At 62.6% G+C, this 15,061-nt stretch carries 12 protein-coding genes; all 12 read right to left on the bottom strand.

What is annotated here, in order from left to right; genetic code table 11:
* Position 1: 1 nt before the first annotated feature.
* A complete protein-coding gene (gene pilM / locus ELEN_RS00255) occupies positions 2-997 on the bottom strand; it encodes a pilus assembly protein PilM (RefSeq protein WP_015759783.1) in 996 nt (331 codons plus the stop codon).
* Positions 998-1,033: 36 nt separating this feature from the next.
* Entirely contained in the window at positions 1,034-1,927 is an 894-nt protein-coding gene (locus ELEN_RS00250; RefSeq protein WP_009608952.1) for a prepilin peptidase, read from the bottom strand.
* A gap of 3 nt (positions 1,928-1,930) precedes the next feature.
* Positions 1,931-2,323, bottom strand: a complete 393-nt coding sequence (locus ELEN_RS00245; RefSeq protein WP_009608922.1) for a prepilin-type N-terminal cleavage/methylation domain-containing protein — start codon at positions 2,321-2,323, stop codon at positions 1,931-1,933.
* Positions 2,324-2,426: 103 nt separating this feature from the next.
* The gene (locus ELEN_RS00240) at positions 2,427-3,635 is read right to left on the bottom strand and encodes a type II secretion system F family protein (protein WP_009608958.1); all 1,209 of its coding nucleotides are present in this window, start codon (positions 3,633-3,635) and stop codon (positions 2,427-2,429) included.
* Positions 3,635-4,690, bottom strand: a complete 1,056-nt coding sequence (locus ELEN_RS00235; RefSeq protein WP_015759782.1) for a type IV pilus twitching motility protein PilT — start codon at positions 4,688-4,690, stop codon at positions 3,635-3,637. Before ELEN_RS00235 ends, ELEN_RS00240 begins: the two co-directional genes overlap by 1 nt.
* A gap of 63 nt (positions 4,691-4,753) precedes the next feature.
* A complete protein-coding gene (locus ELEN_RS00230; RefSeq protein ID WP_015759781.1) occupies positions 4,754-6,460 on the bottom strand; it encodes a GspE/PulE family protein in 1,707 nt (568 codons plus the stop codon).
* Positions 6,461-6,997, bottom strand: a complete 537-nt coding sequence (locus tag ELEN_RS00225; RefSeq protein WP_009608934.1) for a hypothetical protein — start codon at positions 6,995-6,997, stop codon at positions 6,461-6,463. It lies immediately after the preceding gene.
* Between the two features lies 1 nt (position 6,998).
* Positions 6,999-7,319: a hypothetical protein gene (locus ELEN_RS00220; RefSeq protein WP_009608928.1), complete on the bottom strand. Its 321-nt coding sequence runs from the start codon at positions 7,317-7,319 to the stop codon at positions 6,999-7,001.
* Entirely contained in the window at positions 7,319-7,960 is a 642-nt protein-coding gene (locus tag ELEN_RS00215) for a hypothetical protein (protein ID WP_015759780.1), read from the bottom strand. Before ELEN_RS00215 ends, ELEN_RS00220 begins: the two co-directional genes overlap by 1 nt.
* Entirely contained in the window at positions 7,960-12,075 is a 4,116-nt protein-coding gene (locus ELEN_RS00210) for a prepilin-type N-terminal cleavage/methylation domain-containing protein (protein ID WP_015759779.1), read from the bottom strand. The genes ELEN_RS00215 and ELEN_RS00210 overlap by 1 nt, the downstream gene beginning before the upstream one ends.
* Positions 12,076-12,362: 287 nt before the next feature.
* Positions 12,363-13,679, bottom strand: coding sequence for a coproporphyrinogen III oxidase family protein (locus ELEN_RS00205; protein ID WP_015759778.1), 1,317 nt, complete (start codon positions 13,677-13,679; stop codon positions 12,363-12,365).
* Positions 13,680-14,972 carry a phosphoribosylamine--glycine ligase gene (gene purD, locus ELEN_RS00200; protein ID WP_009305615.1) on the bottom strand — a complete coding sequence of 431 codons (1,293 nt, stop codon included), beginning with the start codon at positions 14,970-14,972 and terminating at the stop codon, positions 13,680-13,682.
* Positions 14,973-15,061: the final 89 nt, after the last annotated feature.

The raw sequence follows: 15,061 nt of genomic DNA, 5'->3' as shown, positions 1-15,061 counted from the left end.
GCTACCGCCCCGCCTTCATGGTGGCGCCGATGGCAACCGGACAGCGAAGAGCCTCGCCCAAAGGCGCGCTCATCGGCGGCAGCACGTCGACGATGGACGACACGCGCAAGTCGACATGGGCAGCCACCGCCTCTACCAGCGGATCCAGAAGCAGCCCGCCACCGCAGCAGTACGCCACCTCGATGACAGCGTCGGGGTTGTTGAAGCCGTAGAAGTTCAGCGCGCGCCCGATTTCAATCGCGATGGACTGGTACACCGCGCGGGCGGCCTCGGAGCACTGCGCGCCCTGGTAGTCGGTGCGCTTGTACTGGTCGGCAACGTGCTCGTCGACGCCGTATTCGTTCGCGATGGCGCGATCGATGTCGATGCCGCCGATCTCTATGACGCGGGCCACGTCGTAGGCGCCGTCGAGGAAGAAATGCAGCTTGGTCATATGATGGGAGAAGTCTATCACGCAGCAGTTAGCCAGCGCGCGAGGATTGCCTCCCACGAGGTTCTGGTACGCCGCCTGTTCGGGCAGCGCCACCTTCAGCTTCAAGCCTGCGCGACGGAACATCTCGGTATAGTCGGCGATGGCCTGCTTAGGCGCCGCAACCGCCAGCAGATCCATGCCTTCGGGCTGGCCGTCGGCGTCGTTGCGCATGCCCAACATCGCATAATCGTACACGTAGCGGTCTTTGCCTTGCGATATGTAATCGCGGAACTCGTACGGCAGGTTCAGCCGCAGCTCTTTCTCGGTCATGGCGGGAAGCGACAGACGACGGAACAGGCTGTCGGAGCTCGGAACCACGAACGCTACGTCCTTCGAAACGCCGCCGATGCTTCTTACCACGCTTTTGATGAAGTCGGCCATCGCGTCGTGGCTGACGATGCGCCCGTCGGCCACCAGGCCCTCGGGCAGCATCTCGATGGCAACCTTGCTCACCGACTGGCCGTCGGAAACCGCCAGCTTGATGCTGCTGTCCCCGATATCGACACCCGTGTACGTTTTGCCCATGCGGCGCGTTTTCCTTTCAGCCCGCTGCATATCCTGTCAGAACAACCCCGCGTACCACGTGAGGATGGTCGGCCCCGCCAACAGCGTGAACGCCGTGGCCGCGGCAATGGCCGGCCCGAACGGAATCGCCCTTGTTCGGACGCTTTCCCCCTCGCCTTCGCCCTCGCCCGGCGAAGAAGGTACGGAAAACCCCTGAGCAAACGCGAACGCCAACCCCATAAGGCACGCCATCAGCAGATTCAGCATAGAACCCGCCAACCCGAGGAACAACCCCACCATGAACAGCAGTTTGACGTCGCCGCCGCCGAGCGACCGGCGTTTCGTCACCTTGTCGAACGCCACGGACAATACCAGCACGCCGCCCGCGACGACCGCCGCGCCTACGATGCCGTCCAGCGCCACCGCGCCGCCCGGATGCACCCAACCCGAGAACAGGCTGCCCACCGAGAACGCGTCCACGCGCGGTGCGGGCATGAACCAGATGGACACCAGCCACAGCACGCAGCCCGCCACCACAAACCCGTTCGGAATGATGAACGTGTCCAGGTCCACCAACGCCACAGCCATGAGGATGCACACGAGCACCAGGTAGGCGGCCGTTTGCACCGACAATCCGTAGCGCGCGACGACGGCAGCGAACAACGCGGCCACGAGCGCTTCCACGATGACGTAGCGCGGGCTCACCCGCTGCCCGCAGTGGCGGCAGCGGCCGCGAAGCGCGAGCCACGATGCCACAGGGACGAGGTCCAACGCTCCCAGTACGTGGCCGCACGACGTGCAATGGCTGCGGCCGGCCAACACGCTCTCGCCGTTGGCCAGCCGCCATGCCAGGCAGTTCACGAAACTCCCCAGGCAAGCACCCAGCACGGCGGCGACCCCCAGAAGGAACGCCGCCTGCGCCGGATTGAAGATGCCAAGGGGAATGGTCATGCGTTAGTTAGTGGGCTCGCCGTCAGTCACGTCCGTGACCGTGATCGTCGGCTTAGTTTTATCGGTGGAATCATCGATCGTCACCTTGTACACATACTTGGCGCCTTCAGAAGCTGCGCTTGCCGGACCGGTCAGGTCGCCCTTGTCGTTAGCGCTATAATACATGTTGTTATACTTGGTCTTGTCAAAGCCGTCGGCGAGGTAACCCGTCGTCACTTCGGCCTTCACCGAGCGCTCGTTCGCCTTCTTCACGGCTTCCTCGGCGCTGGTGAGCGAGCTGGAGAACAGCGGCACGGCGATGGCCACCAGCACGGCCACGATGGCCACGACGACCAGCAGCTCGGCCAGCGTGAAGCCGCCGCGCTCTTCGCGCATCTTCTTGATCATCTCTTTCATATCGGTTCCTTTCTCCTTATCCGAGCCATTCGGGCACCGGAAATATCCCCATACATTTTTCTGCATAAAGTAACGGCTGTGACACGAAACGGTGTCAGAACGGTTACATTGCAGCATACAATGAAAACATCGGCAAATACAACGCGATGACGATGAAACCCGCGAACAACGCCATCAAAACAAGCAGGGCGGGCTCCATGATGGAAATCGCCTTGTTGGTCACGCGCTGCGTCTCGTCGTCGTAGAACGCGCCCATGGTTTCCAGCGTCTCCTCCAGCTCGCCGGTGTGCTCACCCACGGTGACCATCTCGACCAGCGTGCGCGGCAGGTACGTGCTGGCCTCCAGGCCCTCGCCCAGCGTGCGCCCTTCCTCCAAACCGGCCTCCAAGCGCCCCACCTCGCGCGACAGCACATAGTTGCTCATCACGCGCGACGTGATGGCCACCGCCCGCGTGGCAGGAAGGCCGGCCGTCACCAGCATGGCCATCGTGTTCGCGAACTGAGCCGCGCCCGAGCACACGCCCACCGCGCCCAGCACCGGCAGCCGCAGCTTCAAAACGGCGAACGTCGTCTTGCCGCGCTCCGTGGTGCCGAACAGCTTCACGCCCACGACGATCAGCGCCAGCACCACCGCGATCAGCAGGAAGTTGTCGGTGACGAAGTTCGAAGCGTCGATCAAAAACTGGGTCATGGCCGGCGTATCCGCCCCCAGCGATGCGATCATGCCCGTCATCGAGGGGATCACCATCACCATCATGATGGCCAGCACCACCACGGCGATCACCGCCACGAAGATGGGGTAGGTCACGGCGCTTTGCACCTTGGCCGACACCTTCGCGCGCTTGTCGAAGTACCCGTGCAGGCGTTGGAAGCTCTCGGGCAGATGCCCGCTCTCCTCGCCGGCGCGCACCGTCTCGATGAACACGCGCGGCAGGTTCTCGCCCTTGCTTTGGAAACTCTCGGCCAGGCTGTGGCCCGACGCCACGTCGGCGGCCACGTCGGCCAGCACGCGTTTCAGATACTTGTCGGTCACCTGGTCGGCCACCAGCGACGTGGCGCGCGCGGCGGGCACGCCCGCGTTCAGGATGGTGGCGAACTGGGCGCACATGACGGCAAGGTTCTTCTGCTTGGCCTTCGGCTTCGTGATGTCCATGGACAGCAGGTTTTTGCCCTCGCGCACGGGGACCACGCTTTGGACGACACGGCACTGCTCGCGCGCGCGTTCCATGGCCTCGATCTCGTCGAACGCCTCGACCACGCCGTCGATCTGCTGGCCGGCGGCCGTTATCCCGGTGTAAGTGAAGGTTGGCATCAGCGAACGCTCTTTCTCACGTAGTCGACGTCGTGCGCGGCATCGATGGCGGTTCGGGACGTGATGTCGCGGTTGCGGGCCAGGGCGATCAGCGCGTTGTCCATGGTCACGCTGCCCGCCGAGGCCGACGTGGCCAGCGAGCCGGCTATCTGCGGCGTCTTGCCCTCGCGGATGAGGTTGCGGATGGCAGGCGTCACCATCATCAGCTCGCACGCCAGCGCGCGGCCCATGCCGTCGCGGCGCGGCAGCAGCTGCTGCGACAGCACGGCCACCAGCGTGGTGGACAGCTGCATGCGCACCTGGCGCTGCAAGCCCTCGGGGAACACGTCCACCATGCGGTCGATGGAGTCGGCAGCGCTTTTCGTGTGCAGCGTGGCCAGCACGAAGTGGCCCGTCTCGGCGGCGGTCAGCGCCGTTTGGATGGTGTCGAGGTCGCGCATCTCGCCGACGAGGATGATGTCGGGGTCCTCGCGCAACACGGCGCGCAGGGCGTTGCTGTAGCTTTCGGTGTCCTGGCCGATCTCGCGCTGCGAGATGACGGACTGGTCGGGCGTGTACACGTACTCGATTGGGTCTTCCATGGTGATGATGTTCTCGGCGCGCGTGTGGTTGATGCTGTCGATGAGCGCCGCCAGCGTGGTGGACTTGCCGCTGCCGGTTTCGCCCGTCACCACCACGATGCCGCGCTGGATGCGCGGGAAGTCCATGACCGCAGACGGCAAGCCCAACGTCTCCAGCGCGGGGATGCGATCGGACAGCAGGCGCAAAGCCGCACTCACATGGCCTTGCTGGCGGAACAGGTTGATGCGCACGCGCACGCCCCCGATGGTCTCGGCGCGATCCAGCTCGCCGATGCGCTGGATGCGGTCGAAGCCGTCTCCGGCCAAACGGCGGGCCAGCTGCTCGCAATCGTCATGCGACAGCGGCGCGTCGCCGTCAACGCCCGCGTTCTCAAGGCATCCGGCCAGGCGGAACTTCACGGGCAGACCGCACACCAGGTGCACGTCGGAAGCGCCTACCTGGCGCGCCATGTCTATGATGTGCTCAACGTTCATGCGTGGTCCTTCTCTTTCGGTTTGCTGCCATCGCCGCGCTTTTGGCATCCGCCGTCCTCTTCCTTACTCCAGCGCGGTGATGGTTTTGCGGGCTTCCTCGACGGTGGTCACGCCGGTCAGCACCAGCTCGCGGCAGCTGTCCTCCATCGTCTTGAACGAGCCCGTGCGCTCGATGGCGTCCTTCAGCTCCTCGCGCGTGGCGCCGCCCGTGATGCGACTGCGCAGCTCGCGGTCGATCACCAGGATCTCGAACACGCCCGTGCGCCCGCGGTAGCCCGTGCCGAAGCACATGGGGCACCCGGCTCCGCGGTAGAACCTCACGCCGGGATCGTATCGCAGGCCGATAGCCTCAAACTCCTCGGGGCTGGGCCGATACTCCTCGCGGCAATGGGGGCACACCTTGCGCACGAGGCGCTGCGAGATGACGCCGCGCACGCCGCTGGCGATGAGGTACGGCTCCACGCCGATATCGATGAGACGGTCGATGGTGGACGCCGCGTCGTAGGTGTGCACGGTGGACAGCACCAGGTGGCCGGTGATGGCGGCGCGCATGGCGATCTCGGCCGTCTCGCCGTCGCGAATCTCGCCCACCGCCACGATGTCGGGGTCCTGGCGCAGGATGGCGCGCAGGCCGCTGGCGAAGGTCATGCCCGTTTTCTCGTTGATCTGCACCTGGTTCACGCCGTCGATGTTGTATTCCACAGGGTCTTCCAGCGTGACGAGGTTCACCGAATCGGTGTTCAGCTGGCGGATCATCGTGTACATGGTGGAGCTTTTGCCCGAGCCGGTGGGGCCCACGATCAGCACCATGCCGTTGTTCGAGCCGATGAGCCGCTGGTACTTCTCCAGGTTGTCGCCCTCCAGGCCGATGCCCGCCGGGTCGAACAGCGCCTCGCTCTTGTCCAGCAGGCGGATGACCACCGTCTCGCCGTGGATGGTGGGCAGCGTGTTGATGCGCAGGTCGATGTCCTGCTTCTTCAAGCGGATGTTTGCGCGGCCGTCCTGAGGCACGCGGCGCTCCGAGGTGTTCATACCGCCCATGATCTTCAAACGCGAGATGACCGAAGCCTGCAGCTCCTTCGGCACCGTGAGGATCGTGCGCAGCACGCCGTCGATACGCATGCGCACATGCAGGTCGATCTCGCGCGGCTCCAGGTGGATATCGCTGGCGCGCTCGGTGGCGGCTCGCTCGATGATGCTGTTCACGAGACGCACCGTGGGAGCCGATTGCGCGTCGGCGTCGTCGCCCAGCGTGGAGGTTTGGAACGATCCGGTCGAGGCGTCGTCGGCGCCTGTCGTGCGGGCGTCGCGCTTCATCTCCTCGATGGCGCGGGCGGCACCCTCGTTGCCGTACAGCGTCATGATGGCGCGCATCAGCGAATCATGCGTGGTCACCATAGGGATGACGCGCTTCCGAGTGGCGTTCTTCACCGCTTCGATGGCCATGAAGTTCAGCGGGTCGCTCATGGCCAGGCACACCTCGTCGGGCGAAGTGCGCACGGGCACCACGTTGTACTGGCGTGCGACGTTCTTGCTGATCACGCGGCTTAGCTCGGGGTCGAGGTCGATCGCCGAAAGGTCGACGAACTCCACGCCCAGCTGCATCTGCAGCGCCTCGATGAGGCCCGCTTCCGTGATGACGCCTTCGGCGATGAGCTCGTCGCCCAGGCGGCGTTTCGTCTCTTTCTGCTGTTTGAGCGCGTGTCCCAGCTGGTCCTCGGTGATGAGGCCCGCGTCTATCAGCACGTCTCCCAACCGTTTGTACGCCATTTACGATCCTATCCTCTTCACGGTCATGGCGGTTTCGGCCGCCACGTCCTCACCTGATGCGATGGTGATGCGGAAACTCCAGGTCTCGTTGTCCGCGTTGTATGAAAGCTCTGCCAGCTTGGGCGCGAGGCCGTCGCGTGCCGGCACGATTTGCGACTGCTCTCCGGCCGCGTTCAGCCAGATGCCGTCTTCGATGCCGTCTTCGCCGGCATCGCGCGATTGCAGCACCGCCGGCTCGTGACGCGTGGGGCTGGTGAAGTACAGCGGGTTATCGGGCGCCTGCGTTCCCTCGCCCTCCACGTCGCGCGCGTACGTCAGCTCGTCGCTCACTACCTCCACCGCCTGTTGCAGCAGCGCGTCGGCCTGCGCCTGCCGGGTGATGGAGGTGTACGAGTTCATGGCCACCTGCAGCCCGACGCCCACCGCAACGCAAAGAAGCCCGATGAACACTATGCTGGCCAGCTGCTCCGCAATCATGAACCCCCGCGTGTCGCGCAGGCGGGATCGAAGCGACGCTTTGTCGAGAAGGGGCGTCATGCTACCGACCCTCCTCGTAGTATGCATAGCCGCCCGACTGGTATACGCTCACTTTGATGGGAACTGCGGTCGAAGAGTCCGGAAGCGTTACAGACACGACAGGCCCGTAGGAAGACGAATCGTATAAAGAAGCCTCCGCGGCGTACGAGGCGTTCAGCACCTGCTGGCTTCGGGCCGAAGCAGTTGCCGACACCGTCACCATGGTGGCGAGCATCGTGGCGCCCAGCGCCGCGATGAACACTGCCGCCAGCACCTCCACCATCGTGTCGCCGTGGCAATCTTGTAGTTTCTCGCGCAGCACACGCGTCGTTTTGCCGATCATCACGCCGCCTCCGTCTTCTTCACGGTGGTGTTGTCGCCGTACTCGATCACCGTCACGCGGCCTTGGCTATCGAACGTGGGCGTGCATTGGATGGAGATGGTGGTGTTGTAGGGGGAATCCGCCGCGAAAGCGGAATCGAGCGACAACTCCACGGTGATGTTGAGGTCGGGATCCACCGTGATACAGCCGTACACCGGGGCGAGACCCCCCGCTTCGCTTGGAGGGTCGATGAGCAACCGGTTGGATGCGGAGCTTCCCAGCACGTAATCCTTCCCCTCCGCGCGGGCGGCGAGGATGTCCTTCGTGCGCCGTTCGGTCCAGAAACTCTGGCCGATCATCGAACGCAAGCTATTCGTATCGACACTCGCCTCACCTGCGGTATCGTAGGCGATTTTAACGACTACCGATTTCTCCTCCCAGACAGCATCCTCGCCGCCCAGCTGCTGAGCCATCAGCTTCGCTGCCGACTGCATCGCGTACTCTTTCTGCTGCAAGTCCACATGCGTCTGCGCTGCCTTGGCCTGCACCGAGGCAGCCGTCATCACCACCGACCCGATGATGCCGCAAATAAGGAAGAACACCAGCGCAATGACAATAGAAGCCCCGGAAGTGTCACGAAGGATGTTGCGAGCTTTTGTCATTACTGCACCCCGACGTCGGCAGTCACCTCAACGGTTTCCCCGCCTTCACTCGGGTCGCCGTATTTGACGAACACCTGCCCGGATTCGTTCTGAGCAACCGCGCTCATTGATGCTTGCCCAACGTACCGCCCAGCAACAACAGAATCTCGCAACTGGCCGGCAGGAACCTGCAGAACCGCGTTGCTCTTCACGTTCTGGCTAATGACTGCCATTTGAGCGCTGCCGACCAAACCGCCGAAATGGATGCGCGTGTTTTGGCTGGGATATTTCTCGTTAACGAACGTAGGCTGGAAAAGAGCGCATGCGAAGCCATCGACGGAGCTCCTCGACATGTTCAACTGCGAGCCGTAGCCGAAGATCCCCCCGATCGCGGGAGAGGTTTTCCATGCTTCGACATCGGCGACAACCTCAATACGAAGATTCTTGACCGATAGATCGCTCACATTGGCTTGACTTGCATAGCCCACCAAACCGCCGATATACGCCTCGCCACCTGTACCCTTTTTGATGATCCTAAGCGTAGCCGTCTCCTTGCCGGCAACGCCGACCGTGCAGTTTTGAATATCGGCTCCGTCTCCGTCAATCGACCCGACGAGGAGTCCGAATCGAAGTTTGCTTCCATGGGTGGAAACGAACACATACTCTGAGCCTTCATCGGTGGGATCCAGCACGATGTTCACGTTTTTAATCAGGCTCTCCCCGCCAACATCAAGAAACAGACCGTTTCTTCCCTGGTTCTCACCGGTAATCCCTTCATGTGCCAGTCGGTACGGTATTCCGAATATGCTGTTGCCGCCTCCGTCGTACGTCGAGCCTAAGAACGGCTGAGTGAATTTAGACGTGCTCACGACAGGCGCATCGGCCAAATCGATGTTCCGCGTTTGGATAAAGCAGTTATATTGAGCATACTTCCCCTGCACATTGTTGCTTCCAGCTGTCAAATTGCCGACGAACTGCCGTCCCAGTCGAACGTTCCAGGGCGAAACGCTCGTTCCCCATGAAAGGGCGGCCTCTTCATTCGTTTCGACAGCGCAAGCGAATGCGAAGTTCACCGTGTACGTGCCCTCGACGGAGACCGTGCTCGCACCTGTCTGAATATCAGCCTTGAACGACAGTGTCTGATTCTTCAGTTTATATTTGTCGTACGGGCGGTTTTGCCCCACGTCTTTATCGCTCACCGTGATGCGATAGCAATCGTATAAGCCTCCTTCGATGGACAAACCCTGCAGCACGTCGGAGAAGTCCTTGAGATAGTTCGGGATGTCGCCTCTGCCCGTCATTTTCGGCTGATTGCTGCCAGTGGGAACCACCACGTAATAGCCACCGTCGGTGACGGAGTACTCGTTGGACAGCAAGTTTTCGACCGCAGCCGCGTTGTTCTCGATATACCCATAGTAACCGTACGCCGGCGAACCCGTTTTGTCGGTGCCGGTTTCTATGTACATCATGCCCAAAGACGGCTGCACCTTCTTCCGCTCGTCGTAGCTTGCGACAAGCGTCGTGCCTTGGTAGCTGAGTCCGTCGTAGTCGGAAACCAGCTTGTCTGCTTCGACGAGAAGTTCTGCACCCGACATGGTATCCTTGGTTGTCCACCCTTTGAACGTGTACAGCTTATCGTCCGTTTCGTAGTTTTCGGCGGCGGCGATTTTCGCGACGCTCTCATCGCTTGCCGATGCGTGCGGGACGTATTGAGATGGCGGCGCACTTCCATTCTCGACGGTGTATGCGAGCGCCCGGTAGAAGCGGTAGTCTTCTTGGGTGGTTATCTTGAAGTCGTACGTACTTCCTTGGCGGCACGAGAACTCCAACCCCTTGTAGTTCTTCAGAAGGGCGGGTGGCATAACGGCAAGATCGTTGATAGAGGGACCGCGATACAGCCAAAGCGAGACGTTGGTCAAGCGCGTGCTGAGCACGCCGCTTAGGTACCCGCTGCCGTTGCCGTTATCGTAAGATCTGATGTTCGCGAAACCAACCCCGGGGGCGATGGAGTAGTACACCCGCACCGGCACGGTGGCGGCGGTGCTCAGGTATTCGCTCCCCTGGGAAAACCCGGCGGTCGTGGTTTGGGACACCGCCCACGACACGTCGGACGATGAGGCGCCGAACTCGCCTTCGAACGCGGCGCGTGCCGTGACCGACGGGGTATCCGCGGTGCGCGAGCCGGTCTCCTGGGCGCTGCCGCTCAGATAGGCAGCCTTCAACGGATTCTCAACCGAAGCCGGTTCAGGAACCGCCAGCTTGTTGAAGTACGCCTGGACTTCGGATGCCTTCGGAGCCGTGCGCACGTACACCGTTGCATTGCCGTCCTCGTCGGCCAAGCCGTGGTTCTTATGGTTCTCGGCCTCGGCGTAGAACTTCTGCACATCGAGGCGCAGGGATATGACGTTGTTCGTATCGGTATCGGTTCCGGCAAGGGTACCCGAAGCATCGCCCGTTTCATTCGTTCCGTACCAGGTGAAGCAGTCGTTCAGGAAACGGTAGTCGTAGTTGACCCCCTTCTGGTTGAACACGCCCCATTCCCACTTGCCATCGTTCAAGTAGCCCACGCGCATGCATTCACCGGTGTCGGCTCGCTTGATCCACAGCTCCCAAATCTGGTACGCATGATTGTTGTACGCGCCCACAGTTCCCTCGAGCCGGTACGTGGCGTCGTCGCGCACGGACGACGAGGCTATCCAGCCTCCCGCGTACGACTGGTAGCCGGCCTGCGGGTTCTCCTGCTTCAACTGCGCGTTCGCGTTGGAAACGCGGAAGTGATTATCTTTATCTTCATAGAAGGGGTTGACCGTCAGCCCGTCCTTCACCACGCCGTCGCCGTTGCCGAAGCCCGCCCCAATGGAAGGATGCGCGCTGTCCGCGACCGCCGACCGCACCTGCGGCTCGATGTAAGCTTCGTTCTTCTCGCCGGCCACGACGACGGAGTACGGGTTGGTTATTAGCATCGTCAGCTTGCCCGCAGGGCTCGGCCACTCCACATGGGCGGCAGCCGTGCCCGGCACGCAGCTGCGCGAGGCGTCCTTCGTCTCCACCGACACGGTCAGGGCGTCGCCCGCCACACACGCGTCGAACACCTGCTTGAGCTTCGCTTTCTGCGAGTCATCCGCCGCCGGCTTGCCGTCATTCCCCTTCGCCACCAGCTGCGAAAGTGCGTTGAGGTCGATGGCCCACACATTGCCCTTCACGTTCGCGTTGTCGCGCGTCTGCTGCTTGATGGCTGCGGCGAAGTTGGTGAAGCCAACCGACTCCGAACCGTCATCGGCCGTGTACAACGACACCATGGTTGTTCCGTTGCTCAAGCCGGAGATCGAGAACGCCACGTTCTTGCCGGTGTTCTCGATAGCCACCGTGGAGGTGGTGGAGCCCGCGCTTCCGTCCGCGGCAATGTTGGGGTCCTGCACCATCAGACAGCCCGTTGCTTCGTCCACCCAGATCACCGGGTTCGCGAGCGCTTTCTCGGGCGTGGCGCCGGCAGGGGTGCCGCCATAGTAGCCGATCATGGGGTCGTGGCCCATGCGCGCCGCCTGATCGGTGGAGGCGCCCTCGGTTTCGTAATACGTCTTCGCGGCGTTCGTGGAGGCAGGGGTCGATCCGAAGAAGCCGGACCTTCCGTCGGCGTAGAACACGCCGGTCACCTGCGCCGTGTCGGCATCGAACTCGATGATATAGTCGGCGTCGCGCACAGCCTCCTCCACGGCGAGCGCCGGGACGATGCCCTGCTCGCGGGCGGTGTCCGCCGTCATGTAACGTTTGGAAGACTCCGCAGCAGAAGCGGAAGGAGGAGCAACCTCGTCGGACCCGAGAGTTTCACGTGAAACATCTTCCGTTTCGCCTTGCGAATGGGATGAGCCCGCAAGCGCGGCGGGGAAGCAGGCGCGATAAGAGTCGCCGTCCTTCACGGCATCCACCCACGTGCCCGATACTTTCTTGGCCGTCATCTGGGCTTGGGCGGCGTTCGCGATGGATTGGGCGGCGTTGTTCAGCTCCAACATGCGCATGTTGTTCTGCGCCGACACGATGGAAGGAAAGGCGATGGCAGCAAGAATGAGTATGATGGCAACGCTCATCAGAAGTTCGGCGAGCGTAAAGCCCTCCGTATGCCGTCCCCTCTTGGCCATGTCTATGCCGTTTCCTCCTCCTATCAGGCAATAGAACGTCCCTCGTTGTGGTTTTGTATCATAGCACGTAAATTGCCGAGGAATGCCGAAACGCGTGCCCGCCGATGAAAACGTCTACGTTGGATACTCCGCGGAACACGGAAACAAGCGCGTTTCACGTGAAACAGTCGGACACCCGAGCCCGCAGTCGAACCGGAACACGTTGCCGGGCGCGGCTCGGCACACACGAAAAACGCCCGCGGCAGATGCGCAGGCGTTTCGGTGTTCGAGCGGATGCGGACAGACGGTTATTTGCCGTCGCCGAAGATAAGCTCGCGTTCCTCACCCACCAGGGCTGCGCGCGCCTGATCGCGCAGGTTGTTCACGCCGATGAAGAATTGGCGCATCATCACCACCATGAGGTAGCGGCCCTTCGGCGTAAGCGTCAGCTCGTCGGCGTTGTCGCGGTCGAACGCGCCCGAGGCCTTCATGAACGCCATCTCCACCGGCAGACCGCGCTCCACGGACACGCCGAAGTCCTTCTTGAACTGGCGCTTGTCCAGGCGCAATCCGAACAGCTGCATCATGAAGCGGTAGCGCATCTGGTCGTGCTTGCTGAACGTGGCCTTGCCCATCAGCGACATGCGGTCGTGCTCGATGGCGTCGTTGTAGTCGTTCACCGAGAACGTGTTCACGTACAGGTTGTTGCCCAAATACGTGATGCCGCCGCTGCCGATGGCGGGGTATTCCTCGTAATCCACCACGTACTCGTCGATCATCGCGTCCTCGCCTGCCGCGCCCGTGCCGCGCTTGTTGAACGTCCAGGCGCTGCCGTGCTCGAACAGCGGGTTCTCGCCGCCGGCCAGCACTTCGGAGATGATCTCATAGAAGCGCTGCTCGCGCGCGTAATCAACCTTGCCCACGGTGCGCGCCAGCGAGCGCGCCACGCTGGGGCTGGCCATCAGCGGGTAGAACGTGGTCTGGCTCGTGCCGCTTTCCACCACGCGCTCGATGTCGCTGAACAGCACGTCCTCGGTCTGCGCCGGGAAGTTGAAGATCATGTCCACGTTGAGCGACGTGAAGTAGGGGCTGGCCTCGCCGATGCGCTCGAGGATCTCCTCGCCGCTGCCGTACTTGTCGTAGCGATCCATCTGCTTCAGCAGGTCGTTGTCGAAGCTCTGCACGCCAACGCTCAAACGCTGCACGCGGCCCTGCAGTTTGTCCAGGTAGCTGGGAATCAGGTGGTTCGGATTCGTCTCGCTGGACACCTCGCCGATGCTGAACGTCTCGCGCGCCATATCGATGGTGTCGCACAGCTCGTCGATCATGATGGTGGGCGTGCCGCCGCCCACGTACAGGCTTTCGAAGTCGTAGCCGAGGTCCTTCAACATGAGCATTTCCTTGCGCATGTTGGCGAAGTAGGGCCGCGCGCGATCCTCCGCGAACGGGAAGCGGTTGAACGAGCAGTAGGGGCACAGCCGCTCGCAGAACGGCACGTGCATGTACAGCATGTACTTCTGGCCGGGCTTCGGCCCGGGCACGCGTCGCTCTTGCGTCGGTTCGAGGCGCAGGTAATTCTTCGTGCATTCGCGAACAACGGACGTGAGCAAGCGTTCTGAAAGCATTTAGTTCTCCCAAGCGGCACGACCGGCCGCAGCGCGTTTGCCGATGTCGCTGCGGTACTGCTTGCCTTCGAAGTTGATAAGATCGCACGCTTCGTACGCCTTCTCGCGCGCGTCGTCGAACGAGTCGCCCAGCGCCACCACGTTCAGCACGCGGCCGCCCGCAGTGACCAGCTCGTCGTCGAAATTCTTGGCGGTGCCGGCATGGAACACCGTGACGCCCTCGATCTGCTCGGCCTCGTCGATTCCGAGGATGACCTTGCCCTTCTCGTACGATCCGGGATAGCCTTCGCTGGCCAGCACCACGCACACGGCCCACTGCTCGGACCAGCGCAGGTCGATGTCGTCGGGGCGTCCTTCGGCCACGGCCAGCATGATATCCGCCAGGTCGGACTCGAGACGCGGCAGTACCACCTGCGTCTCAGGGTCGCCGAAGCGAGCGTTGAACTCGATGATCTTCGGACCTTCGGGCGTCAGCATGAAGCCGCCGTACAGCACGCCGCGGTAATCGTTGTCGAACTCGCGCGCGGTGGCAACCGCTGCGCGCTCCATGATGTCGTGCATGGCCGCCAGCTCGTCCGGCGTCACGATGGGCACCGGCGAGTACGCGCCCATGCCGCCCGTGTTCGGACCGCGATCGCCGTCGAACGCGCGTTTGTGGTCCTGGGCGGTGGCCATGCAGTGCGCCTTGCCGTCGCTGACGAACGCCAGCATCGAGCACTCGGGGCCAGTCAGGCACTCCTCGATGAGCACGGTTTTGCCCGAGTCGCCGAATGCGCCGTCGAAGCAGGAGCGCACGGCGTCTTCCGCGTCCTCAAGTTCGTCGGCTACCACGACGCCCTTGCCAGCGGCCAGGCCGTCGGCCTTCACCACGATGGGCGCGCCCAGCTCGCGCACGTAGGCAAGCGCAGGCTCGAGGTCGGTGAAGCTGGCGTAGCGAGCGGTGGGGATGTCGTTGGCATCCATGAATTTCTTGCTGAACGTCTTGCTGCCTTCCAGCTGGGCACCCTGGGCGTCCGGTCCGAACGTGGGAACCCCCGCGGCGCGCAGCACGTCGGCAACACCCGCAACCAACGGAGCCTCGGGTCCGATGACCACGAAGTCGATGGCGTTCTCGCGAACGAACGCCAACACGGCCTGGCCGTCCTCGGGGTTCAGGTCGGGTACGTTCTGGGCGATGCCGTCCGTGCCGCCGTTGCCCGGCGCTACGTACAGGCTGTCGGTACGCGGGGACTTCGCCAGCGCCCACGCGATGGCATGTTCGCGACCGCCGCCACCCAATACCAAGATGTTCATGTCAGGTCCTTTCAAACCCTCAAACTACTTACGTCGTGCAAAAGCGCTTCAGTGCTGCTGGTGTTGCCACTGTTTCACGTGAAACATTT

It is taken from the genome of Eggerthella lenta DSM 2243 (assembly GCF_000024265.1).
Classification (GTDB): Bacteria; Actinomycetota; Coriobacteriia; order Coriobacteriales; family Eggerthellaceae; genus Eggerthella; species Eggerthella lenta.
The sequence above is the reverse complement of the archived record's forward strand: the minus strand, read 5'-3'. Positions and strand labels throughout refer to the sequence as shown.

Excerpts from the sequence above, each read along its gene's own strand:
- pilM (WP_015759783.1), bottom strand. The coding sequence starts at position 997 with ATGGGCAAAACGTACACGGGTGTCGATATCGGGGACAGCAGCATCAAG.
- ELEN_RS00250 (WP_009608952.1), bottom strand. The coding sequence starts at position 1,927 with ATGACCATTCCCCTTGGCATCTTCAATCCGGCGCAGGCGGCGTTCCTT.
- ELEN_RS00245 (WP_009608922.1), bottom strand. The coding sequence starts at position 2,323 with ATGAAAGAGATGATCAAGAAGATGCGCGAAGAGCGCGGCGGCTTCACG.
- ELEN_RS00240 (WP_009608958.1), bottom strand. The coding sequence starts at position 3,635 with ATGCCAACCTTCACTTACACCGGGATAACGGCCGCCGGCCAGCAGATC.
- ELEN_RS00235 (WP_015759782.1), bottom strand. The coding sequence starts at position 4,690 with ATGAACGTTGAGCACATCATAGACATGGCGCGCCAGGTAGGCGCTTCC.
- ELEN_RS00230 (WP_015759781.1), bottom strand. The coding sequence starts at position 6,460 with ATGGCGTACAAACGGTTGGGAGACGTGCTGATAGACGCGGGCCTCATC.
- ELEN_RS00225 (WP_009608934.1), bottom strand. The coding sequence starts at position 6,997 with ATGACGCCCCTTCTCGACAAAGCGTCGCTTCGATCCCGCCTGCGCGAC.
- ELEN_RS00220 (WP_009608928.1), bottom strand. The coding sequence starts at position 7,319 with ATGATCGGCAAAACGACGCGTGTGCTGCGCGAGAAACTACAAGATTGC.
- ELEN_RS00215 (WP_015759780.1), bottom strand. The coding sequence starts at position 7,960 with ATGACAAAAGCTCGCAACATCCTTCGTGACACTTCCGGGGCTTCTATT.
- ELEN_RS00210 (WP_015759779.1), bottom strand. The coding sequence starts at position 12,075 with ATGGCCAAGAGGGGACGGCATACGGAGGGCTTTACGCTCGCCGAACTT.
- ELEN_RS00205 (WP_015759778.1), bottom strand. The coding sequence starts at position 13,679 with ATGCTTTCAGAACGCTTGCTCACGTCCGTTGTTCGCGAATGCACGAAG.
- purD (WP_009305615.1), bottom strand. The coding sequence starts at position 14,972 with ATGAACATCTTGGTATTGGGTGGCGGCGGTCGCGAACATGCCATCGCG.